Genomic DNA, 23,277 nt, shown 5'->3' with positions numbered 1-23,277 from the left:
CCCGCGCCCCGCGCCCCGCGCCCTTGATCGTGCTCCAACCATGATGTTGTGGCCTCGCGGCTGTCGCGAGCCCACTACTTCCGCGATGTTGCGCGATCTTGGAGGCCCGACCCCCGGGCCGATCAGACAGGGCGGGACAGGCGGGCGAGGATCGCCTCGGCGAGGCGTTCGGGGGCGCCGTCGGCGTACCCGAGGAAGAGCGAGGGCTCGGTCAGCTCCAGCTCCACCAGCACCGGCGCGCCGTCGGCACCCGGAATCAGGTCCACCCGGGCGTAGAGCAGCCGCTCCGACCCGCCTGGGACCGCCGCCAGGGTCTTCTCCGCCACCGCCAACTCCTCGGCGCCCGGGTCGCGGGCGCTGATCTCCTCGGCCTTGTAGAGCCCGTCGGTGCCGAGGTCGGGCCCGGTGAGCATCGGACCCTTGCGGATCGCGTGGCTGAATCGGAGCCCGTCCGGGGTGGCCAGGAAGAGCAGCGCGGTCTCGCCGGCCGTGTCGACCGCGTCGAGGTACGGCTGCACCATGGTCATCCGGCCGGCGTCGCCGAGGCGCCGCACGTGGGCGTACGCGAGGTCGCGGTGCTCCGGGTCGGCCAGGTCGTAGCGGCCGGTGTCCTGGCTGCCGGCGCTGACCGCGGGCTTGATCACGTACTCGCCACGGTCGGCGGGCAGGACCCACGTCTCCCCCGGCGCCACCCACGAGGTGGGCACGGTGGGAACCCCGGCGGCGGACAGCTCGTCCAGGTAGCGCTTGTCGGTGTTCCATCCCACCACGTCGGCCGGGTTGGCCAGGGCCGGCACGTTGCCCGCCCAGGTGACGAACTCGTCCCGGCGGGACATGTAGTCCCAGGGCGAGCGGAGCACCGCCAGGTCGTAGCGCGACCACTCGACGGCCGGGTCGTCCCAGACGACAGCGTCGGCGGCCACACCGCGCGCCGCGAGCGGGCCGATCACGAGGCGGTCGTCCGCCTCCAGGTCGGCCAGTTCGGCGCAGGTCACGAGAGCGACCCGGGGTTCCCCCCGGGTCGACTGGTGGTAACTGGACAATTTATGTGTCAGCGGGACATCGTGCGCCGGGCCATCGACCGCCAGAGGTCGTTGCTCGGACGCATCTGGTCCATGAGCTCACGCTCCCAGGCGTTCTCGACGGTGACCCCCGCCTTGGCGCACGCCTGCCGTGCGACGACGGTGTCGTCGGCGAACTGGTCGCCCCACGCCCCGTCCTCGCCCACCAGGACGATCCGTGCCCCCCGCTTGCCGACGTACTCGATGACCGCCTTCGCCCCGCCGTGCCCGGCGGCGAACGACTTGATACCCGCGACAAGGCCGTTGGGAGCCTGCGCGGTGGCGGCCTGCTCAGCCGTCAGCGTCGTATCGGAACCATCTGCCATGACGCGAAGCCTAAGCAGATGTGCACCCGTGCGGGCGACTTCCATGAACCTTTTGTGATGCCAATTACCCGCAGGTTTAAGGAAGACAACAGGTAAACCGCCCGGATATGTCCGGACTTGCCGGTCTAAACCGCCGTGACGAAGTGACCGGATCATGAACAGACGACAACAGGTGGAGCAGTGTGACGAAACTTCCTTTCGTGCAATGGTAAAGCCGGACAAGTCATCCCTGAGAGTGACTTGTCCGGCTTCAGCGGTGCGCGCCGACCGGCAGGGATCAGAGCAGGGCGTCGAGCGCCACCGCGGCGAAGAGGATCGTCAGGTAGGTCGTGGACCAGTGGAACAGCCGCATCGGCTTGACGGCCTCGCCCCGCGTCGCGCGGCGGCACAGCTTGTGCGCCTCGACCAGGAAGATCGCCCCCACCACCAGGGTCGGTACGCCGTAGATGGCGCTCATCCCCAGCGGCCACACCGCCAGCGACGTCAGCACGGTGAGCCAGGCGAAGATCAGGATCTCCGCGTTGACCCGGCGGGTGGAGGCCACCACCGGCAGCATCGGGATGCCCGCCCGGGCGTAGTCGTCCTTGTACTTCATCGCGAGCGGGTAGAAGTGCGGCATCTGCCAGAAGAAGACCACCGCGAACAGGCCCCACGCCGCCGGGGCGAGGGAACCGGTGACCGCCGCCCAGCCGATCAGCACCGGTGCCGCCCCGCACGCGCCGCCCCAGAAGGTGTTGGCCGCCGTGGTGCGCTTGAGCCAGAGCGTGTAGACGAGGTCGTAGTAGACGATCGCGGCCAGGGTGAGCCCGGCGGCCAGCAGGTTGGTCGCCACCGCCATCAGGGTGACCGAGACGACCGCCAGCACCAGCCCGAAGACCAGCGCGTTGCGCGGCGACACGGTGTGCGCGGGCAGCGGGCGACGCTTCGTGCGCCGCATCAGCTGGTCGATGTCGCGGTCGATGTAACAGTTGAGGACACTGGCCGCGCCGGCGGCGAGCGAGCCGCCCACCAGCACCACCGCCACCAGCCACAGCGACGGCATGCCACCGTGCGCGAGCATCATCGCCGGCACCGTGGTCACCAGCAGCAGCTCGACGATCCGCGGCTTGGTGAGCGCCACGTACGCGGCCACGACCGCCCGGAGGTCGCGGGGGCGGGCCGTCGCCCTCTCCGCGGCCGTGCGCACCGGCGGCTGCCCGGCAGAGTTGCTGACGGGGCGCTCGGTGATCATGCTCACGGATTGCCACCTTCCGGCGTCGGGAGGGGAGGTCGGGGCCGGGCGGGACCACGTCCGGGGTCCACACCGCACCACACACTACGCGCTGTCGTTTTGGCTGCCCGGGGGACCCGGTAACGGTGCCGGCCGTCACACCGGCAGGCAACGAGGACGTACTGAACGGCCGATGCCCCCGGACACGTACATACGAGCATGCAGAGATCCCCGGGCGGACGTTTAGGACCGCTCGATAGGGTCATCAGTGAGGGTTCCGCCCATCTGCCGAGGAGCACAACCATCGTGGCTGCCAACCGACCCGAGCACCCCGCACTCAACTGGTCCGACCTCGATCGCCGGGCCGTGGACACGGTCCGCGTGCTGGCCATGGACGCCGTCGAGAAATCCGGCAACGGCCACCCGGGCACGGCGATGAGCCTCGCGCCCGCGGCGTACCTGCTCTTCAACCGGGTCATGCGGCACAACCCGGCGGACCCGAACTGGGCGGGGCGGGACCGCTTCGTGCTCTCCGCCGGCCACTCCAGCCTGACCCTCTACATCCAGCTCTTCCTCTCCGGTTACCCGCTGAGCCTGGAGGACCTGCGGTCGCTGCGCCAGTGGGGTTCGCTCACCCCGGGCCACCCCGAGCACGGGCACACCCCGGGCGTCGAGACGACCACCGGCCCGCTCGGCCAGGGCCTCGGCAACGCGGTCGGCATGGCGATGGCGGCCCGCCGCGAGCGCGGCCTGTTCGACCCGGAGGCCGAGCCGGGCGCCTCGGTCTTCGACCACGACATCTGGTGCATCGCCTCCGACGGCGACATCGAGGAGGGCATCAGCCACGAGGCCAGCGCCCTCGCCGGGCACCAGCAGCTGGGCAACCTCTGCCTGATCTACGACGACAACGAGATCTCGATCGAGGACGACACCCGGATCGCCAAGAGCGAGGACGTCGCCGCCCGCTACGAGGCGTACGGCTGGCACGTGCAGACCGTCGACTGGCGGCGCGGCGACGCCGACCAGGGCGACTACCACGAGGACGTGGAGGAGCTGTACCGGGCGCTGCTGGCGGCCAGGGCCGAGACCGCGCGCCCCTCCTTCATCGCGCTGCGCACCATCATCGGCTGGCCCGCGCCCAACAAGCAGAACACCGGCAAGATCCACGGTTCGGCGCTCGGCGGCGACGAGGTGGCCGCCACCAAGCAGATCCTCGGCTTCGACCCGGCCCAGTCGTTCGAGGTCACCGAGGAGGTCCTCGCGCACGCCCGCGAGGTGATGCAGCGGGGCGACGCCGCCCAGCAGGAGTGGACCCGGGCCTTCGAGACCTGGGCCGGTGCCAACGCCGGGCGGAAGGCGCTGTACGACCGGATGGCCGGCCGGGTGCTGCCGCAGGGTTGGGCCGACGCGCTGCCGGAGTTCCCCGCCGACGCCAAGGGCATCGCGACGCGGGCCGCGTCCGGCAAGGTCCTGGAGGCGCTCGCCCCGGTGCTGCCGGAGCTGTGGGGCGGCTCGGCCGACCTCGCGGAGAGCAACAACACCACGATGAAGGGCGAGCCCTCCTTCATTCCGTCCGGCCACGCGACCAAGGACTTCCCCGGCCACGAGTACGGCCGGACGCTGCACTTCGGCATCCGCGAGCACGCCATGGGAGCGATCCTCAACGGCATCGCCCTGCACGGCGGCACCCGCCCGTACGGCGGGACGTTCCTCGTTTTCAGCGACTACATGCGCCCGTCGGTGCGGCTGGCCGCGCTGATGAAGCTGCCGGTGGTCTACGTCTGGACGCACGACTCGATCGGCCTCGGCGAGGACGGCCCGACCCACCAGCCCGTGGAGCACCTGACCGCGCTGCGGGCCATCCCCGGCCTGGACGTGGTCCGCCCGGCCGACGCCAACGAGACCGCCTGGGCGTGGCGGCAGGCCCTGGAGCACACCGACCGGCCGACCGCCCTGGCGCTCAGCCGCCAGGCGCTGCCGACCCTGGACCGGTCGACCCTGGCCGGCGCCGAGGGCGTGGCCCGTGGTGGTTACGTGCTGGCGGAGGCGTCCAACGGCAAGCCGCAGGTGATCATCATCGGTACCGGTTCCGAGGTACAGCTCTGCCTGACCGCGCGTGAGCGCCTGGAGGCCGACGGCACCCCGACCCGGGTCGTCTCCATGCCCTGTCAGGAGTGGTTCCACGAGCAGGATGAGGCCTACCGGGAGTCGGTCCTGCCGCGCGGGGTAAAGGCTCGGGTGAGCGTGGAGGCGGGCATCGCGATGTCCTGGCAGGCGATCGTCGGTGACTGCGGCGAGACCGTCAGCCTGGAGCACTACGGGGCGAGCGCGCCGCACACGGTGCTCTTCGAGCAGTTCGGCTTCACCCCCGACCGGATCATGGCGGCCGCGCACGCGGCGCTGGCCCGGGTCGGCGACATCACCGGTTTCACGACCGGCAACTGAGGGGAGCGTTGGCGGTATGACAACGGACAGGCTGAGCGAGCTCACCGCCGCGGGTGTGGCGCTGTGGCTCGATGATCTTTCCCGGGTGCGGCTGAGCTCCGGCGGGCTGGACCAGCTCCGCCGGGAGAAGCACATCGTCGGGGTGACCACGAACCCGACAATCTTCGCGAAGGCGCTGAGCGACGCCGACGAGTACGACTGGCAGCTGCGTGACCTTGCCACCCGTGGGGTGGAGGTCGAAGAGGCCGTACGCATGCTCACCACGTACGACGTGCGGTGGGCGTGCGACGTGATGCGCCCGTCGTACGACGCCAGCGCGGGCGTCGACGGCCGGGTCTCGATCGAGGTCGACCCGCGCCTGGCCCACGAGACGGAGAAGACCGTCGCGGAGGCCAAGGCGCTGTGGTGGCTGGTCGACCGGCCGAACCTCTTCATCAAGATTCCGGCCACCGAGGCGGGCCTGCCGGCGATCACCGCGACCCTGGCCGAGGGGATCAGCGTCAACGTGACCCTGATCTTCGGGCTGGACCGGTACTCGCAGGTGATGGAGGCGTTCCTCGCCGGCCTGGAGCAGGCGAAGGCCAACGGCCACGACCTGTCGAAGATCGGCTCGGTGGCGTCGTTCTTCGTCTCCCGCGTCGACTCCGAGGTCGACAAAAGGCTCGAGAAGATCGGCTCCGAGCAGGCCAAGGCCCTGCGCGGCAAGGCCGCCGTCGCCAATGCCAGGCTGGCGTACGAGCGCTACGGCGAGGTCTTCTCCTCCGACCGCTGGCAGGCCCTCGCCGACGCCGGTGCGCACCCGCAGCGGCCGCTGTGGGCGTCCACCTCCACGAAGAACCCGGACTACCGGGACGTGATCTACGTCGAGGAGCTGATCGCCCCCGGCACCGTCAACACCATGCCGGAATCGGTCATCCACGCCTTCGCCGACCACGGCGAGACGAACGGCGACACCATCACCGGCGCGTACGACGACGCCCGGAAGGTCTTCGGCGACCTGGAGTCGGTCGGCGTGGACATGGCCGACGTGATCGGCGTGCTGGAGCGCGAGGGCGTGGAGAAGTTCGAGGCGAGCTGGCTGGAACTGCTCGACGGCGTCCGCAAGTCGCTCGCCGCCGCAGGCGCCGGCACCGGGCACCCGGGCGACGCCGCGAAGGGCAACGCCGAGGCCGCGCAGCGGGCGGGGGGTAACGCATGAGCGACCTGCTCGCGGGGGCCGTCGAGGCGGCCGCCGGGCTCTCCGTGTACGGGGCGGACGCGGTCGACAAGTCCGCGCCCGCCTCCACCCGCGACGCACTGGTCTCCGCGGGTGTGCCGGCCAAGCTGGCCGACAAGGACCCGACCCTGTGGGGCCCGGACGCCGAGGCCGAGGCCAAGATCCGGCTCGGGTGGGTGGACACCCACCGCCGCAGCCTGGAACTGCTCCCCCAGCTCGCCGAGCTGAAGGCGGAGCTGGCCGACCTGGACCACGTGGTCCTCGCCGGCATGGGCGGTTCGTCGCTGGCCCCCGAGGTCATCGCGCGCACCCTCGGCAAGGACCTCACCGTGCTGGACACCACCGACCCGGGCCAGGTCCGGGCGGCGCTGGCCGACCGGCTGGAGCGCACCGTGGTCGTGGTGGCCAGCAAGTCCGGCTCCACCGTGGAAACCGACAGCCACCGTCGCGCGTACTGGCAGGCGTTCCTGGACGCCGGGATGACCGAGGCGGAGGCCGGCCGGCACTTCGTCATCGTCACCGACCCGGGTTCGCCGCTGGAGGCCACCGCCGCCGAGATGGGCGCGTTCACCGTGCTCGCCGACCCGAACGTGGGCGGGCGCTACTCGGCGCTGACCGCGTTCGGGCTGGTCCCGTCCGCGCTGGCCGGCGTCGAGGTGGCCGAGCTGCTGGACCAGGCCGAGGAGCTGTCCCGCTCGCTCGGGGGCGACCGCGAGAACCCGGGTCTGGCGCTCGGGGCGGCGCTCGGCGCGGCGGCCACCATGGGTCGGGACAAGATCGCGCTGGTCTCCGACGGCACCGGTGTCGAGGGTCTCGGCGACTGGGCCGAGCAGCTGATCGCCGAGTCCACCGGCAAGGCCGGCGTGGGCATCCTGCCGGTGGTGGTCGAGTCGCCGCAGAGCCCCGGGGCCACCGGCGACGACGTGCTCACCGTCACCTACGGCGGTGCACTGGCCGTCGGGGACGTGCCCGGCGGCGGCGCGAGCCCGGACGTGGCGGTCAACGGCCCGCTCGGCGCCCAGTTCCTGACCTGGGAGTACGCCACGGCGATCGCCGGTGTGGTGCTCGGCATCGACCCGTTCAACCAGCCCAACGTCACCGAGTCCAAGGAGAACACCAACAAGATCCTCGCCTCGGGCCCGCCGGCGGAGAAGCCGTCGTTCACCGAGGGCGCGATCGAGGTGTACGCGCCGCAGGGCGCGCCGGGTGACCTGGCCGGCGTGCTGCGCTGGCTGGTCGACGCGCTCGGCGACGACGGCTACCTCGCCGTCATGGCGTACCTGGACCGGTTCGCCGACGCGGACGCGGCCCGGCTGCGTCCGGCGCTGGCCGGTGCCGCCGGCCGTCCGGTGACGTTCGGCTGGGGGCCACGCTTCCTGCACTCCACCGGCCAGTACCACAAGGGCGGTCCGCAGGTGGGCAGCTACCTCCAGCTCACCGGCGCGGTGACGGAGGACCTGCCGGTGCCCGGTAGGGCGTACACCTTCGGTGAGCTGCAGGCCGCGCAGGCCGCCGGCGACCGGCAGGCCCTGGCCGGCCGGGAGCGTCCGCTGGTGCGCCTGCACCTGACCGACCGGTCGACGGGCGTGGCCCAGCTGCTGGATGCGGTCGGAGCGCTGCGCACGTGACGATGACGAACGTGGACGACGCGGAGCGAGGAGGCGGCGTGAACCCGCTACGCGACCCGCAGGACCGGCGGCTGCCGAGGATCCCGGAGCCCTGCGCCCTGGTCATCTTCGGCGTCACCGGTGACCTGGCCCGGAAGAAGCTGCTGCCGGCCGTGTACGACCTGGCGAACCGGGGGCTGCTGCCACCGGGCTTCGTCGTCCTCGGCTTCGCCCGCCGGGACTGGGGCGACGGCGACTTCGAGTCCCTCGCCCACGAGGCGGCCAAGCAGCACGCCCGCACGCCCTGGCGGGAGGAGGTGTGGGCACGGCTCGCCGGCAACATCAAGTTCGTCGGTGGCTCGTTCGACGACGACGCCGCGTTCGACCAGCTCGCCGCCACGCTCGACGAGCTGCGCCAGACGCACGGCATCCCCGGTAACGCCGCCTTCTACTTCTCGATCCCCCCGGCCGCGTTCCCGGTCGTGCTCAAGCAGCTCGCCCGCACCGGCATGGCCGACAACGCCAAGTCCGGCGGCTGGCGCCGGGTCGTGGTGGAGAAGCCGTTCGGCAACGACCTGCCCTCGGCGAAGGCGCTCAACGACCTGGTCGACGACGTCTTCACCCGCGAGGACGTCTTCCGGATCGACCACTACCTGGGCAAGGAGACGGTCCAGAACATCCTCGCCCTGCGGTTCGCCAACAACCTGTTCGAACCGCTGTGGAACTCCAAGTACGTCGACTCGGTGCAGATCACCATGGCCGAGGACGTGGGCATCGGCAGCCGCGCCGGGTTCTACGACTCGGCCGGCGCCGCCCGCGACGTCGTCCAGAACCACCTGCTCCAGCTGCTGGCGCTGGTGGCGATGGAAGAGCCGACCAGCTTCGACGCGGACGAGATCCGCACCGAGAAGCTCAAGGTGCTCCGGGCCATCACGCTGCCGCTCAACGTCGCCGAGGGCACCGTCCGCGGCCAGTACCTGCCCGGCTGGGTGGGTGGGCAGCGCGCCGTCGGCTACCTGGACGAGGAGGGCGTGCCCGCCGACTCCACCACCGAGACGTACGTGGCGGTCCGGCTCGGCATCCAGAACCGCCGCTGGGCGGAGGTGCCGTTCTACATCCGGGCCGGCAAGCGGCTGCCCCGGCGGGTCACCGAGGTCGCCATCATCTTCAAGAAGGCGCCGCACCTGCCGTTCAACGCGGCCGACATGGAGTCGCTGGGCAATAACCAGCTCGTCATCCGGGTCCAACCGGACGAGGGCGTGGTGCTCAAGTTCGGCTCGAAGGTGCCCGGCACCACCATGGAGGTCCGGGACATCGCGATGGACTTCCAGTACGGCGAGGCGTTCACCGAGTCCAGCCCGGAGGCGTACGAACGCCTGGTCCTGGACGTGCTGATCGGTGACCGCACCCTCTTCCCCGACGCCGCCGAGGTCGAGCAGAGCTGGCAGGTCGTGGACCCGCTGGAGCGGGCGTGGGCGGACACGAAGCCGGAGCCGTACCGGGCCGGCGAGTGGGGCCCCCGGGCGGCGGACGAGATGCTGGCACGCGAGGGCCGGGCGTGGCGGCGGGCGTGAGCGCGAGGAGTGAGCCGGTTCTGCGAGCCCCGCAGTCGCGAACGGAAGGACGTGCTGTGAGCGAGCGCACCGAGCGAACCAGGAGGCTGCCGTGATCGGACTGTGGGACACCACCGGCAACGAGGTGGTCAAGGCGCTCGCCGCCGAACGGCGCAGCGCCGGCGGGGTCGCCAGCGGGATGGCGCTCACCCTGATCGTGGTGGTGGACGAGAAACGCGTCCGCGAGGCGGAGGCGGCGGCGACCATCGCCGCCGCCGCGCACCCGTGCCGCCTGCTGGTGGTGGTCCGCTCCGACGTCGAGCGGGACCGCAACCGGCTGGACGCGGAGATCGTCGTCGGCGGCCGGCTCGGGCCCTGCGAGGCCGTGGTCACCCGGATGTACGGGCGGCTGGCCCTGCACGCCGAGTCGGTGGTGATGCCGCTGCTGGTTCCGGACGTCCCCGTGGTGACCTGGTGGCACGGCGAGCCGCCGGCCGAGATCGCCACGGACTTCCTGGGCGTGGTGGCCGACCGCCGGATCACCGACGCCGGTCAGGCCGCCGACCCGATCCGGGCGCTGCACCAGCGGGCCCGGGACTACGCCCCCGGCGACACCGACCTCGCGTGGAGCCGGATCACCCTGTGGCGCACCCTCGTCGCGGGTGCCTTCGACACCACCGAGGCGCGGGTCACCGAGGCGACCGTGGTCGCACCGCGGACCGACCCGACGGCCGCGCTGATGATCGGCTGGCTGGCCAGCCGGCTGGGCATCAGCCCGCAGTGGGAGCACACCGACGAGTACCCCCGGATGCGGGAGGTGCAGCTGCGCTGCGCCAACGGCGACGAGCTGACGCTGACCCGGGACGACAGCATGGCGGTCTTCCGGCGTACCGGCCAGGAGGACCGCAGGCTGCCGCTGGTCCGCCGGCCGCTCGGCGACGAACTGGCCGAGGAGCTGCGCCGGCTCGACGCCGACCAGGTGTACGCGGAGGCGCTGGGCGCCACGGTGGAGCTGACCGGCCTGGACCAACGTCCGGCCCAGCGGGTGCACGTCTGGAAGGATCCCTCGGAGGCGCAGCGGGCGGAGGCGGGAGTCACCGCGCACGCGGGCACGAGTGCGGGGCACTGACCGCCCCCGGCGGTTCACGGCACCTGCGGAACACCGGCCATCACGGCCGGAGAAACGAAGGCACAACGAATGACAGAGGCGAGTGTCGCCGTCCACGCCGACGCCGACCTGCTGGCCCAGGCGGTGGCGGCCCGGTTGCTGGTCAAGGTCCTCGACGCGCAGGCCGAGCGGGGCCAGGCGTCGGTGGTGCTGACCGGAGGGCGGATCGCCGCCGCCGTCTACCGGGCGGTGGCGGCCCTGCCCGCCCGGGACGCGGTGGACTGGTCCCGGGTCGACGTGTGGTGGGGTGACGAACGGTTCCTGCCCGCCGGCGACCCGGAGCGCAACGAGACGCAGGCCCGGGCGGCGCTGCTGGACGCGGTGCCGCTGGACCCGGCGCGGATCCACCCCATGCCGGCGTCCGACGGCCCGGCCGGTAACGACCCCGAGGAGGCCGCCGCCCGGTACGCGGCGGAGCTGGCCGGGGCAGCCCGCCCGGGCACGGCGCTCCTCCCCCACTTCGACGTGCTGATGCTGGGCGTCGGGGAGGACGGGCACGTGGCCTCGGTGTTCCCCGAGCACCCGGTGCACTACGAGAGCCGCCCGGTGAGCGCGGTGCGGGGCAGCCCGAAGCCGCCGCCGGTGCGGACCACGCTCACCCTCCCGGCGATCAACACCGCCGAGGAGGTCTGGCTGGTAGCCAGCGGTGCGGACAAGTCCCGGGCGGTCGGCATGGCCCTCGCCGGCGCGGGCGCGGTCCAGCTGCCCGCGGCCGGGGTGCAGGGCACCAGCCGTACGCTCTGGTTGTTGGACCGGGCCGCCGCGGCCGACGTGCCGACCCGCCTGCGCAGCCTCCGCTGAGGTGTAAGGAAGGGCCCCCGCTTAACGCCTGGTGCATAGGAAGGGTCCCCGGTTAACGTCGCGCGTTAACAGGGGGCCCTTCCTTTCACTCGGGGCGCCCCCGGCGGCGGCGCAGCGCGGCGAGGGCCTCGGCGAGGATCGCCTCCCCCTCCTCCTCGGTACGCCGCTCCTTCACGTACGCCAGGTGGGTCTTGTAGGGCTCGGGCCGGACGCGACCGGGCGGGTTCTGCGCGTCCCGGCCGGCGGGGAGGCCGCAGCGCGGGCAGTCCCAGACGTCCGGCGGTGACGCCTCCGCGGCCATCCGGATCTCGACGCGGTGGTCGTTGCGGCACCAGTAGGTGACCGCCCGGCACGGGGCCGGCTCGTAACGCTCGGTGGGACGGTCGGGGGTCGACCCGATCCGGGTGCCGCGGATGACGTTGCCGTTCGACACGGCTGCTCGCTCCTGTCGTCGGGAGGGGGAACCGCCGCCGGATCAGGATCAGGTGGCGACGGGCGACGCGGTGCAGCGGGTGAAACGGCCGCGCGCGGCCCGTCGGGTGACGGACCGCGCGCGGATGGTGCGACTCTGCGGACTGCTCAGGAGCCGATCTGCAGGCGTAGCCAGAGCCCCAGCCCGACGATGCAGGCGAACCAGACGATGCCCACCAGGACCGTGTAACGGTCGAGGTTCTTCTCCGCGACCGACGACCCGGCGAGGCTGGAGCTGACGCCGCCGCCGAACATGCTCGACATCCCACCACCCTTACCGCGGTGGAGCAGGATCAGCATGGTGAGCAGGACGCTCGTGATGACCAGCAACACGATCAACGTGTATGCGAACCAGATCGGCATGGCTGGGGTCAGTTCCTCTCGTTACGGTCCTCGCCCGGTCAGATCGGGCACGGCGGCACCGACCGGCGGACGGGCGGAGTCAAGGATAGCGAGCGATCAGCGGGCCGTGTGCTCCGGGAACCGGCAGATCTTCGCGAACTCCTCGGCATCCAGGCTCGCCCCGCCCACCAGGGCGCCGTCCACGTCCGGCTTGGCCATGATGGCGGCGACGTTGGAGGACTTCACCGAGCCGCCGTAGAGGATGCGGACGGCGTCGGCGGTGCCCTGGCCGAAGCTCTCGGCCAGGCGCTTGCGCACCTCGCCGCAGACCTCCTGGGCGTCCTCCGGCGTGGCCGTCTTGCCCGTGCCGATCGCCCAGACCGGCTCGTACGCGACGACGACCCTGGTGACGTCCTCCGCGGAGAGCCCCTTCAGGGCCCCGTCGAGCTGGTCGCTGCAGTGCGCCACGTGGGTGCCCTGCTCACGGATGTCCAGCCCCTCGCCCACGCAGAGGATCGGGGTGAGCCCGTGGGCCAGCGCCGCCTTGACCTTGGCGTTGACGACCACGTCGTCCTCGTCGTGGTACGCCCGCCGCTCCGAGTGGCCGACCACGACGTACGTGCAGCCCAGCTTCGCCAGCATTCCGCCGGAGATGTCCCCGGTGTAGGCGCCGGACGCGTGCGGCGACAGATCCTGCGCGCCGTACCCGAGCAGCAGCTTGTCGCCGTCCACGGCGGTCTGCACCGTCCGGAGGTCGGTGAACGGCGGCAGGACCACCGTCTCGACCTCGGTGAGCTGCTTTTCGGTGAGGCTCGCCGCCAGCTTCTGCACCAGCAGGTTGGCCTCGAGGTGGTTCAGGTTCATCTTCCAGTTGCCGGCCATCAGTGGCCGGCGGGTGGTGCTCGCCATTCAGTTCTCCAGAGCCGCGATGCCGGGGAGGGTCTTGCCCTCCAGGTACTCCAGGGAGGCGCCACCGCCGGTGGAGATGTGATCGAAGTTCGACTCGTCCAGCCCCAGGGCGCGGACCGCCGCGGCGGAGTCACCGCCGCCGACGACGGTGAACGCGTCGGCCTTGGCGATCGCCTCGGCCACCCCCCGGGTGCCGTGCGCGAACGCCTCCATCTCGAACACGCCCATCGGGCCGTTCCAGAAGATGGTCCGCGCGCCCTTCAGCGCGGCGGCGAACCCGGCGACGGTCTCCGGGCCGATGTCCAGGCCCACCCGCTTGCTGGGGATGCCGTCGGCCCGCACGGTGTCGTGCGCGGCGTCCGGGGCGAAGGCGTCCGCGGCCACCACGTCGACCGGGAGCATGATCTTGCCCTCGGAGCGCTCCAGCAGGCTACGGCAGGTCTGGACCATCTCCTCCTCCAGGAGCGAGGAGCCCACCTCGTGACCCTGCGCCTTGAGGAAGGTGAAGCACATGCCGCCGCCGATGAGCAGCCGGTCGACCTTCGGCAGCAGCGCCTCGATGACCGCCAGCTTGTCGGAGACCTTCGAGCCACCGAGCACCACCACGTACGGGCGCTCCGGCTCGCCGGTCAGCTTGGAGAGCACCTCCACCTCGCGCAGCACCAGCCGGCCCGCGACGTGCGGCAGCCGCGCCGGCACGTCGTGGACGCTGGCGTGCCTGCGGTGCACCGCACCGAAGGCGTCGTCGACGTACGCGTCGCCGAAGGCGGCGAGCTGGTCGGCGAAGGCGCCCCGCTCGGCGTCGTCCTTGCTGGTCTCCCCCTTGTTGAAGCGGAGGTTCTCCAGCAGGGCGACCTGGCCGTCGGCCAAGCCCTCCACGGTGGACCGCGCCGAGTCGCCGACGGTGTCCTCGGCGAAGTGCACCGGTGCGCCGAGCAGCTCGCCGAGCCGCCCGGCGACCGGACGGAGGCTGAACTGCGGGTCCGGCGCGCCCTTCGGACGGCCCAGGTGCGAGAAGACGATCACCTTTGCGCCGGCGTCCACCAGCGCCTTCAGCGTCGGCAGCACCGCGCGGATGCGGCCGTCGTCGCTGATCGCTCCGGTCTGCTTGTCGAGTGGGACGTTCAGGTCGGCGCGCACCAGCACGCGCCGACCCGACACCCCCTCGCCGAGCAGGTCGTCGAGGGTACGGATGCTCACAGCGACTGACCCACCAGCTTGACCAGGTCGACCAGGCGGTTCGAGTAGCCCCACTCGTTGTCGTACCAGCCGACGACCTTGACCTGGTTGCCGACGACCTTGGTCAGCGGCGCGTCGAAGATGCACGACGCCGGGTCGGTCACGATGTCGGCGGACACGATCGGGTCGTCGTTGTAGGTGAGGAAGCCCTTGAGCGGGCCCTCGGCGGCGGCCTTCATCGCGGCGTTGACCTCGTCCACCGTGGTCTCACGGTTGACGTTGACGGTCAGGTCGGTGGCGGAGCCGGTCGGGATCGGCACGCGCAGCGCGTAACCGTCCAGCTTGCCCTTCAGGTCCGGAAGCACCAGGCCGATCGCCTTCGCGGCGCCGGTCGAGGTCGGCACGATGTTCAGCGCGGCGGCCCGGGCGCGACGCAGGTCCTTGTGCGGCGCGTCCTGCAGGTTCTGGTCCTGGGTGTACGCGTGGATGGTCGTCATCAGGCCGTGCTGGATGCCGAACGTGTCGTGCAGGACCTTCGCCATCGGAGCGAGGCAGTTAGTCGTGCAGGACGCGTTCGAGATGATGGTGTGCTTGGCCGGGTCGTACTGGTCGTGGTTGACGCCCATGACGACCGTGACGTCCTCGTTCTTCGCCGGGGCGGAGATGATGACCTTCTTGGCCCCGCCGTCGACGTGCGCCTTCGCCTTGGTGGCGTCCGTGAAGAAACCGGTGGACTCGATGACCACGTCCGCGCCGACCTCACCCCACGGCAGCGCCGCCGGGTCCTTCTCGGCGTACGCCTTGATGGTCTTGCCGCCGACGGTGATCTCGTCGGCGGTGGCCTTCACCTCGTGCGGGAGGCGGCCCAGGATGCTGTCGTACTTGAGCAGGTGGGCGAGCGTCGCGTTGTCGGTCAGGTCGTTGACCGCCACGACCTCGATGTCCGCGCCGGACGCCAGCACGGCCCGGAAGAAGTTACGGCCGATGCGGCCGAAGCCGTTGATGCCAACCCGGATGGTCACAGGTCCCATCTCCTCGCGTTCTGGTCCGCCGGCATAAGACCCGGGCCGGCGGAGGTGTGTGCGCCGACCGTTGGAGCCGGCCGTTGACGATTCATCTCGGCCACCCCGCCGCGGTCTCGAAGGACCTGACCGCCCGAGGCGGTGAGCACGGCGAGGATGCCTGTGCCGGCCTCCTTGCCGTACGTCGTGACCTTAGCCGAGCGCACGGCACCACGCCGCGCCGGGGCAAGATCCGGTTCGCGTCGCGGGACGCCGCGGCACGGTGGAGGACACGCGCTGGTCGCGCTCGCTCGGGTCCTCCGGCCGCCACCGTCCTATCAGACCACGAGCATGTCGGGCGTGACGGCCGCTTCCGTATCCGGGATCCCCAGGTCCCGGGCCCGCTTGTCGGCCAGCGCCAGCAACCGGCGGATCCGGCCGGCGATGGCGTCCTTGGTCAGCGGCGGGTCGGCGAGGGCGCCCAGCTCCTCCAGGGACGCCTGCCGGTGCTCCAGGCGCAGCCGGCCGGCGTCGGTCAGGTGGTTCGGCGCCTCGTCGGCGAGGATCTCCAGCGCCCGGGTGACCCGGGCGGCGGCGGCCACCGCGGCCCGCGCCGACCGGCGCAGGTTGGCGTCGTCGAAGTTCGCCAGCCGGTTGGCGGTCGCCCGCACCTCGCGCCGCACCCGGCGCTCCTCCCACGCCAGCACGCTGGAGTGCGCGCCGATGCGGGTGAGCAGCGCGGCGATCGCGTCGCCGTCCTTGACCACCACCCGGTCCACGCCGCGCACCTCGCGGTTCTTCGCGGTGATGCCGATCCGGCGGGCCGCGCCGACCAGGGCGAGCGCGGACTCCGGGCCGGGGCAGGTGATCTCCAGCGCGCTGGACCGGCCCGGCTCGGTCAGCGAGCCGTGCGCCATGAACGCGCCCCGCCACGCCGACACCGCGCAGCAGACGTTCGCGGCGACGACGTGCGGCGGCAGCCCGCGCACCGGCCGGCCCCGGACGTCGAGCAGACCGGTCTGCCGGGCGAGTGCCTCGCCGTCCTTGACCACCCGGACGATGAAGTGGCTGCCCTTGCGCAGCCCGCCCGAGGCCAGTACGTGGATCTCGCTGGGGTAGCCGTAGACCTCCGCGATCTCCCGGCGCAGCCGTCTGGCCACCGCCCCCGTGTCCAGCTCCGCCTCGACCACCACACGGCCGGAGACGATGTGCAGCCCGCCGGCGAAGCGCAGCAGAGCCGCCATCTCCGCCCGTCGGCAGCATGGCTTGGGCACGTCGACCCGGCTCAGCTCGTCCTTGACCGCCGCCGTCATCGCCATTGTGCGTCCCCTCACGGACCGGTTCCGGCGTGTCGCCGGAGATTACGTACGTGTCTAACGATCGGCACCCAGGACCGGCACCAGTGCGGCGCCGAGGGCGGCGGGATCATGACGGGGAGTGCCGTCGGTGACCGCGACGGGGGCGAGGACCAGCCGGGCACCCAGCGATTCTGCCGCACGTTCGACCGGTTCGGGGTCACCGACCGCCTTCGAATCCGCCAGGACGTAGTCGGCTTTCAGCTCCGGCAGGTACCAGCGCAGCGCCGCCAGGTGGTCGGCCACCGAGAGGCCCAGGGTCTCCTTCTCGGCTGCGAGGTTCAGCGTGACCAGCCGGCGGGCCGGACTGGCCACGATCGCCGCGGCCAACTCCGGCACCAGCAGGTGCGGCAGGACACTCGTGTACCAGCTCCCCGGCCCGAAGATCAGCCAGTCGGCCGTCCCGATCGCCTCGACCGCCTGCGGGCAGGCCGTCGGCGCGTCCGGATTCAGCCGCAGCGACTCCACCCGGCCCGTGGTCACCGCCACCTGGTGCTGGCCGGTGACCGTACGGACCTCGTCCGGCCGGTCCGGGTCGGCACCCCGCACCCGGGCCTCGATCCCCACCGGCTGGCAGGACATGGGCAGCACCCGGCCGACCGTGCCCAGCATCGCGCCGGCGTGCTCCAGGGCGGCCACCGGGTCGCTGAGCAGCTCCATGAGGCCGCAGAGCACCAGGTTGCCGACCGCGTGCCCGGTCAGCCCGTCGGTGGCGCCGCGCCCGTTCACCGCCGGCTCCACGAACCGGTGCTGGAACAGGCCGGCGCTGCGCCGGGTCTGCGGGTGGTCGCCGGCGAGCGCCACGAGCGCCTGGCGCAGGTCGCCAGGGGGCAGGCCGCCCCGCTCGGCGCGCAGCCGGCCGCTGGAACCGCCGTCGTCACCGACCGTGACGACCGCCGTGATGTCCAGGTCGACCTCTGGCGCGCAGCGCCGCAGCGCGCGCAGCGAGGCGGAGAGCCCGTGCCCCCCGCCGAAGGCGACCACCCTCCGCGCCGTCATTCCCGCCCCAGGTCCCGGTGGTGGGCGCTCGCGGCCAGGCCGGACCGGCGCAGCCGGTCGGCCAGTTCCTCGGCGATGGCGACGCTGCGGTGCTTGCCACCGGTGCAGCCGACCGCGACGGTCAGGTACCGCTTGCCCTCCCGCTCGAAGCCGGTGGTGGTGGCGTTGACCAGGTCGGCGTACGACCCCACGAACGCCTCCGCGCCCTCCTGACCCAGCACGTACGAGCTGACCGCCTCCTCCCGCCCGGTGTGCTCCCGCAGTTCGGGCACCCAGTACGGGTTGGGCAGGAAGCGGGCGTCGAGCACGAAGTCGGCGTCCGGCGGCAGGCCGTACTTGAAGCCGAACGACAGCACGGTCACCCGCAGCCGGCGGGCGTCCTCGCCGCCGAACAGCTCCTCCACCCGCCGGCGTAGCTGGTTCACGTTGAGCTGGCTGGTGTCGATGATCACGTCGGCCTGGTCGCGGGCCTCCTCCAGCAGGCCGCGCTCGACGGCGATGCCGTCGGCCAGCCGCCCGTCGCCCTGCAACGGGTGCGACCGCCGGACGCTCTCGAACCGGCGGATGAGCACCTCGTCGTCGGCGTCGACGAACACCACCCGGGGCGAGAAGCCGCGCTCCTTCAGCTCCCGGATGGCCCCGGCGAGGTCGGTGGAGAAGGCCCGCGAGCGGACGTCCAGCACCATCGCCGTACGCCGGGCCGCCCCGCCCGCCTTGTGGGCCAGCTCCGCCATGTCCAGCATGAGCGCCTGGGGCAGGTTGTCCACCACGTAGTACCCGACGTTCTCCAGGGCCCGGGCCACCGTGCTGCGGCCACCGCCGGACAGGCCGGTCACCACCACCAGGGTGGTGTCCCCCTCCGTCGGGGCCGGCTCCCCGCCGACGATGCCGTCATGGTCCTCGGCCGTACGCGCCTCGCTCACCCACTACCCCCAAGCCGTGGCGCCGCGACCGCTCCGGCCGCGCATGGTCAGTCAGCGACTCTAACCGCTCGGACCGGGGCCGGGATTCCACGGGTGACCGTCGGAACACCTGATCGTCCGGTTTCCCGCCCGGACGCGCCCGCCCGCCGGCACAGCCGTGTCGGGGCGGGTCACTAGAATCCGCGGATGACCTCCCCCACCGATGTGCGGATCTCCGAGGCCGAGCGGGTGCTGAGCCGGGTCTTCGGCTACGACGCCTTCCGCGGTTTCCAGCAGGAGGTCGTCGACCACGTGGTGGCCGGCGGGGACGCGCTGGTGCTGATGCCCACCGGTGGGGGCAAGTCGCTCTGCTACCAGATCCCGGCCCTGGTCCGCAGCGGCGTGGCGGTGGTGGTCTCCCCGCTGATCGCCCTCATGCAGGACCAGGTCGACGCGCTGACCGCCGTCGGCGCACGGGCGGGCTTCCTCAACTCGACGCAGGACCTCACCGCCCGACGCGCGGTCGAGGCGTCCTTCCTCGCCGGCGAGCTGGACCTGCTCTACCTGGCCCCGGAGGCGCTGGCGAGCCGGGCCACCCTGCACCTGCTGGACCGGGGCTCGATCGCGCTCTTCGCCATCGACGAGGCGCACTGCGTGTCCCAGTGGGGTCACGACTTCCGGCCCGACTATCTCAACCTGTCGATGCTGCACGAGCGCTGGCCGGGCGTCCCGCGCATCGCGCTGACCGCCACCGCGACCAGCGCCACCCGCACCGAGATCGCCACCCGGCTGCGGCTCGACGACGCCCGGCACTTCGTGGCCAGCTTCGACCGGCCCAACATCCAGTACCGGATCGTGCCCAAGCGCGAGCCGCGCAAGCAGTTGCTCGCCCTGCTGCGCGACGAGCACCCCGGCGACGCGGGCATCGTCTACTGCCTGTCCCGGGCCTCGGTGGAGAAGACCGCCGACTTCCTGGTGGCCAACGGCGTTCCCGCCCTGCCGTACCACGCCGGCCTGGACGCGGGCACCCGCGCCGCGAACCAGAAGCGTTTCCTCCGGGAGGACGGGCTGGTCATGGTTGCCACGATCGCGTTCGGCATGGGCATCGACAAGCCGGACGTCCGCTTCGTCGCGCACCTGGACCTGCCGAAGTCGGTCGAGGGCTACTACCAGGAGACCGGCCGGGCCGGCCGGGACGGCCTGCCCTCGACCGCCTGGCTGGCGTACGGCCTCCAGGACGTGGTGCAGCAACGCAAGATGATCGAGACGTCCGAGGGCGACCTGGCCCACCGGCGCAACCTCGCCGCCCACCTCGACGCCATGCTCGCGCTCTGCGAGACGGTCCGCTGCCGCCGGGCGCAGCTCCTGGAGTACTTCGGCGAGAAGGGCACCACCGCCTGTGGCAACTGCGACACCTGCCTCAACCCGCCGGAGTCCTGGGACGGCACGGTCGCGGCGCAGAAGCTGCTCTCCACGGTCTACCGGCTCGACCGGGAGCGCAACCAACGCTTCGGCGCCGGGCAGTGCATCGACATCCTGCTCGGCCGCACCACCGAGAAGGTCACCCAGCACGGCCACGACGCGCTGACCGTCTTCGGTGTCGGCACCGACCTCAGCGAGGCCGAGTGGCGGGGCGTGGTCCGCCAACTGCTCGCCGAGGGCCTGCTGGCGGTCGAGGGCGACTACGGCACCCTGGTCCTCACCGACACCAGCGCCGAGGTGCTGGGCCGCCGACGCTCGGTCATGCTGCGTCGGGAACCGGAACGCCCCGCATCGGCCCGGTCGGCGAAGCCCCGGGGCGCGGCCACCGTGGTCGCGGAGCTGCCGCCGTCGGCCGCCGCCGTCTTCGAGCGGCTCCGCGCCTGGCGGGCGGCCAGCGCGAAGGAGCAGGGCGTCCCCGCCTACGTGATCTTCCACGACGCGACGCTGCGCCAGATCGCCACGGACGCGCCCACCTCGCTGGCCGAGCTGGCCCGGGTCAACGGCGTAGGCGAGAACAAGCTAGCCAGGTACGGCGACCAGATCCTCACGGTCCTCACCGAGGCCTGACCCGTCCCTCGCCACACCCGCCGCGTCGTTCCTCGCGCGCACCATCGGGGAAAGTGCTGTCTCCCGAGCGGCTGAGGCAGCACTTTCCCCGATGGTGCCGTCTCGTCGAGGGCGGGGGCGCGGGGGCGGGCGAGGACGGGGGCGCGGGTGGGGCGGGGGGTGGTCAGTCGGTGGACGGGGTGGGGTCCAGGGCGGCCAGGACGGCCTCGGCGGTGCGCCGGCCGACACCCGGCACCTCGGTGATCTCCTCCACCGTCGCGGTGGAGAGCCGCTTGAGCGACCCGAAGTGCCGCAGCAGCGCCTTGCGCCGCACCTCACCCAGACCGGGCACCGTGTCCAGCGCCGACTCCGTCATGCGCTTGGAGCGCCGCTGCCGGTGGAAGGTGATGGCGAAGCGGTGCGCCTCGTCCCGGACGCGTTGCAGCAGGTAGAGGCCCTCGGAGGTGCGCGGGAGGATGACCGGGAACTCGTCGTCGGGCAGCCAGACCTCCTCCAGCCGCTTGGCCAGGCCGCAGAGTGCGACATCGTCGACGCCCAGGTCCGCGAGGGCCTGCGCCGCAGCCGCGACCTGGGGCGCACCACCGTCGACCACGACCAGCTGCGGCGGGTACGCGAACTTGCGCGGACGCCCGGTGGTCGGGTCGACCAGCGCCCCGACGCGCGGCTCGTCCTCGTCGGCCTGGCCGCCCGGCGCACCGGGGTCATCGGCCGACTCCACGCCCGCCTCACCGGTCTCGGCCCGCGCGTCCAGATAGCGGGCGAACCGCCGGCGCAGCACCTCGGACATGGCGGAGAGGTCGTCGGTGGCGCCCCGGATGATGAAGCGCCGGTACTCGCTCCTGCGCGGCAGCCCGTCCTCGAAGACCACCATGCTGGCCACCACGTCGGTGCCCTGGATCTGCGAGATGTCGAAGCACTCGATGCGCAGCGGGGACGTCCGCATGTCGAGCGCCTCGTGGATCTCGTCAAGGGCCTTGCCGCGCGTGGTCAGGTCGCCCGCCCGCTTCAGCTTGTGCCGGGTGAGGGCGTCCTTGGCGTTGCGCGTGACCGTCTCCAACAGGCTCCGCTTGTCGCCGCGCTGCGGCACCCGCAGCGACACCCGGCTGCCCCGGTGGCTGGACAACCAGTCGGCGAGGGCGTCGGCGTCGGCGGGCAGCTCGGGCACCAGCAACTCCCGGGGCACGTCCGCCTCGCCGTGTTCCCCGCCGTAGACCTGGGTGCAGAAGTGGTGCACCAGGTCGCCGGTGGTCAGGTCCTCGGTCTTCTCGACCACCCAGCCCCGCTGGCCGCGGATCCGGCCGTCGCGGACATGGAACACCTGGACGGCCGCTTCAAGCGGATCGTCGGCGAACGCGACCACGTCGGCGTCGGTGCCGTCACCGAGCACCACCGTCTGCTTCTCCATGGCGCGACGCAGCGCGGCCACGTCGTCGCGGAGCCGGGCGGCCCGCTCGAACTCCAACTGCTCGCTGGCCTCGATCATCTCCCGTTCGAGCCGGCGCACCATCGTGTCGGTGCGACCGCCCATGAAGTCGCAGAAGCCCTCGACGATGCGCCGGTGCTCCTCCGCCGAGACCCTGCCCACGCAGGGCGCGGAGCACTTGCCGATGTCGCCCAGCAGGCAGGGGCGGCCGACCTGGCCGGCCCGCTTGAAGACCCCTGCGGAGCAGGTCCGCGCCGGGAAGACCCGCAGGAGCAGGTCGAGCGTGTCGCGGATCGCCCACGCGTGTGAGTACGGCCCGAAGTAGCGCACGCCCGTGCGCTTCGCGCCGCGCATCACCTGGAGGCGGGGGAACTCCTCGTCCACGGTCACCGCGAGGTAGGGGTAGGACTTGTCGTCGCGGTAGCGCACGTTGAAGCGCGGGTCGAACTCCTTGATCCAGGTGAACTCCTGCTGGAGGGCCTCGACCTCGGTCCCCACGGAGATCCAGTCCACCGACTCTGCCGTGAAGACCATCTGGCGGGTGCGCTGATGCAGGTTGACCGGGTCGGCGAAGTAGGAGTTGAGCCGGCTGCGCAGGTTCTTCGCCTTGCCGACGTAGATGACCCGGCCGGTGCCGTCGCGGAAGCGGTAGACCCCCGGCGACTCCGGGATGGTGCCAGGTGCGGGACGGTAGGTCGAGGGGTCAGCCACGCCAGCAAGCGTAGTCCGCGCCCCCGACACTCCCCCGCGACCGACCGTGCCGCACCTCGGTGGCGGGACCGACCCGGGTTCATTGACGGCGCAGGGTCCGCACAGCCGGGACACCCCGACATCAACGAACCCGAGTGGATCTTGCGAGAACCCCGCGCCGGCCGGCGGTCAGGTGGTAGCCGGTCAGGCCAGTGTGATCCGGTCTCCGTCGACCTTGACGTCCTTGGGGACCAGCGGCTTGGTGGCCGGGCCGGTCTTGACCGAGCCGTCCTCGATCGAGAACTTGCTGCCGTGGCAGGCGCAGTTGATCGTGCCCCCGTCGACGTTGGTCACCGGGCAGTTCTGGTGGGTGCAGATCGGGTCGAAGCCCTTGAACTGACCTGGGGTGGGTTGGGTGATCACCACGCCCTGGGCGGCGAAGACCGCTCCCCCGCCGACCGGGATGTCGGTGGTCCGGGCCAGGGACTGGGCACCCTCGCGGTCACCGCCACCGGCGTCGCCGGTGCTCGTGACCCCCGGGCCGCCGCTGGCCGGCGCCGATCCGTCGCC

The 23,277-nt window shown here is 72.1% G+C and carries 20 protein-coding genes; 7 read left to right on the top strand and 13 right to left on the bottom strand.

What is annotated here, in order from left to right; all coding sequences use genetic code 11:
* Window positions 1-122: 122 nt before the first annotated feature.
* The 3 genes from AB0I76_RS05000 to AB0I76_RS04990 form a co-directional block, all read right to left on the bottom strand.
* A complete protein-coding gene (locus AB0I76_RS05000) occupies window positions 123-1,043 on the bottom strand; it encodes a hypothetical protein (protein ID WP_357030038.1) in 921 nt (306 codons plus the stop codon).
* A gap of 8 nt (window positions 1,044-1,051) precedes the next feature.
* Window positions 1,052-1,387 carry a hypothetical protein gene (locus AB0I76_RS04995; RefSeq protein WP_357030037.1) on the bottom strand — a complete coding sequence of 112 codons (336 nt, stop codon included), beginning with the start codon at window positions 1,385-1,387 and terminating at the stop codon, window positions 1,052-1,054.
* Between the two features lie 277 nt (window positions 1,388-1,664).
* The gene (locus AB0I76_RS04990; RefSeq protein WP_357030035.1) at window positions 1,665-2,624 is read right to left on the bottom strand and encodes a heme o synthase; all 960 of its coding nucleotides are present in this window, start codon (window positions 2,622-2,624) and stop codon (window positions 1,665-1,667) included.
* A 279-nt stretch (window positions 2,625-2,903) separates the two neighbouring features.
* On the opposite strand from AB0I76_RS04990, the gene tkt reads away from it, so the two are divergent.
* From tkt to pgl, 6 genes are all read left to right on the top strand, one after another.
* The gene (gene tkt, locus AB0I76_RS04985) at window positions 2,904-5,042 is read left to right on the top strand and encodes a transketolase (protein ID WP_357030033.1); all 2,139 of its coding nucleotides are present in this window, start codon (window positions 2,904-2,906) and stop codon (window positions 5,040-5,042) included.
* Window positions 5,043-5,058: 16 nt separating this feature from the next.
* Window positions 5,059-6,240, top strand: coding sequence for a transaldolase (tal, locus tag AB0I76_RS04980; RefSeq protein WP_357030030.1), 1,182 nt, complete (start codon window positions 5,059-5,061; stop codon window positions 6,238-6,240).
* Window positions 6,237-7,886, top strand: coding sequence for a glucose-6-phosphate isomerase (locus tag AB0I76_RS04975; protein ID WP_357030028.1), 1,650 nt, complete (start codon window positions 6,237-6,239; stop codon window positions 7,884-7,886). The genes tal and AB0I76_RS04975 overlap by 4 nt, the downstream gene beginning before the upstream one ends.
* A 2-nt stretch (window positions 7,887-7,888) precedes the next feature.
* Window positions 7,889-9,439, top strand: a complete 1,551-nt coding sequence (gene zwf / locus AB0I76_RS04970; protein ID WP_357030042.1) for a glucose-6-phosphate dehydrogenase — start codon at window positions 7,889-7,891, stop codon at window positions 9,437-9,439.
* 91 nt (window positions 9,440-9,530) lie between these two features.
* Entirely contained in the window at window positions 9,531-10,547 is a 1,017-nt protein-coding gene (locus tag AB0I76_RS04965; protein ID WP_357030026.1) for a glucose-6-phosphate dehydrogenase assembly protein OpcA, read from the top strand.
* A 69-nt stretch (window positions 10,548-10,616) separates the two neighbouring features.
* On the top strand, window positions 10,617-11,387 hold the full coding sequence (gene pgl, locus AB0I76_RS04960; RefSeq protein WP_357030024.1) for a 6-phosphogluconolactonase: 771 nt from the start codon (window positions 10,617-10,619) through the stop codon (window positions 11,385-11,387).
* Window positions 11,388-11,472: 85 nt separating this feature from the next.
* Here the strand turns inward: pgl and AB0I76_RS04955 are convergent, their stop codons facing one another.
* The 8 genes from AB0I76_RS04955 to rapZ all read right to left on the bottom strand — a co-directional run bounded on the left by AB0I76_RS04955 (window position 11,473) and on the right by rapZ (window position 18,530).
* The gene (locus AB0I76_RS04955) at window positions 11,473-11,820 is read right to left on the bottom strand and encodes an RNA polymerase-binding protein RbpA (protein WP_357030022.1); all 348 of its coding nucleotides are present in this window, start codon (window positions 11,818-11,820) and stop codon (window positions 11,473-11,475) included.
* A gap of 146 nt (window positions 11,821-11,966) precedes the next feature.
* Entirely contained in the window at window positions 11,967-12,221 is a 255-nt protein-coding gene (gene secG, locus AB0I76_RS04950; RefSeq protein ID WP_357030020.1) for a preprotein translocase subunit SecG, read from the bottom strand.
* A 96-nt stretch (window positions 12,222-12,317) separates the two neighbouring features.
* On the bottom strand, window positions 12,318-13,109 hold the full coding sequence (gene tpiA, locus AB0I76_RS04945) for a triose-phosphate isomerase (protein WP_357030018.1): 792 nt from the start codon (window positions 13,107-13,109) through the stop codon (window positions 12,318-12,320).
* Complete coding sequence (locus AB0I76_RS04940; protein ID WP_357030016.1) at window positions 13,110-14,309, bottom strand: phosphoglycerate kinase; 1,200 nt, start codon at window positions 14,307-14,309, stop codon at window positions 13,110-13,112. It lies immediately after the preceding gene.
* Window positions 14,306-15,310, bottom strand: a complete 1,005-nt coding sequence (gap, locus tag AB0I76_RS04935; RefSeq protein ID WP_357030014.1) for a type I glyceraldehyde-3-phosphate dehydrogenase — start codon at window positions 15,308-15,310, stop codon at window positions 14,306-14,308. The genes AB0I76_RS04940 and gap overlap by 4 nt, the downstream gene beginning before the upstream one ends.
* Before the next feature lie 317 nt (window positions 15,311-15,627).
* On the bottom strand, window positions 15,628-16,608 hold the full coding sequence (gene whiA / locus AB0I76_RS04930) for a DNA-binding protein WhiA (RefSeq protein ID WP_030337350.1): 981 nt from the start codon (window positions 16,606-16,608) through the stop codon (window positions 15,628-15,630).
* 54 nt (window positions 16,609-16,662) lie between these two features.
* Complete coding sequence (gene yvcK / locus AB0I76_RS04925; protein WP_357030011.1) at window positions 16,663-17,643, bottom strand: uridine diphosphate-N-acetylglucosamine-binding protein YvcK; 981 nt, start codon at window positions 17,641-17,643, stop codon at window positions 16,663-16,665.
* A complete protein-coding gene (gene rapZ, locus AB0I76_RS04920) occupies window positions 17,640-18,530 on the bottom strand; it encodes an RNase adapter RapZ (RefSeq protein ID WP_357030040.1) in 891 nt (296 codons plus the stop codon). The genes yvcK and rapZ overlap by 4 nt, the downstream gene beginning before the upstream one ends.
* 222 nt (window positions 18,531-18,752) lie before the next feature.
* On the opposite strand from rapZ, the gene recQ reads away from it, so the two are divergent.
* Window positions 18,753-20,594 (top strand): DNA helicase RecQ, encoded by a 1,842-nt coding sequence (gene recQ, locus AB0I76_RS04915; RefSeq protein WP_357030009.1) that lies wholly within the window; start codon window positions 18,753-18,755, stop codon window positions 20,592-20,594.
* Window positions 20,595-20,757: 163 nt separating this feature from the next.
* Here recQ and uvrC read toward each other — a convergent pair whose 3' ends face one another.
* On the bottom strand, window positions 20,758-22,728 hold the full coding sequence (uvrC, locus tag AB0I76_RS04910) for an excinuclease ABC subunit UvrC (protein ID WP_357030007.1): 1,971 nt from the start codon (window positions 22,726-22,728) through the stop codon (window positions 20,758-20,760).
* A gap of 183 nt (window positions 22,729-22,911) precedes the next feature.
* The coding region (locus AB0I76_RS04905; RefSeq protein WP_357030005.1) for a Rieske (2Fe-2S) protein at window positions 22,912-23,277 on the bottom strand (366 nt) is incomplete at its 5' end.

The sequence above is a fragment of the Micromonospora sp. NPDC049799 genome (assembly GCF_040656655.1).
Taxonomy (GTDB): Bacteria; Actinomycetota; Actinomycetes; order Mycobacteriales; family Micromonosporaceae; genus Micromonospora.
This window is presented reverse-complemented; position numbering and strand designations above follow the sequence as displayed.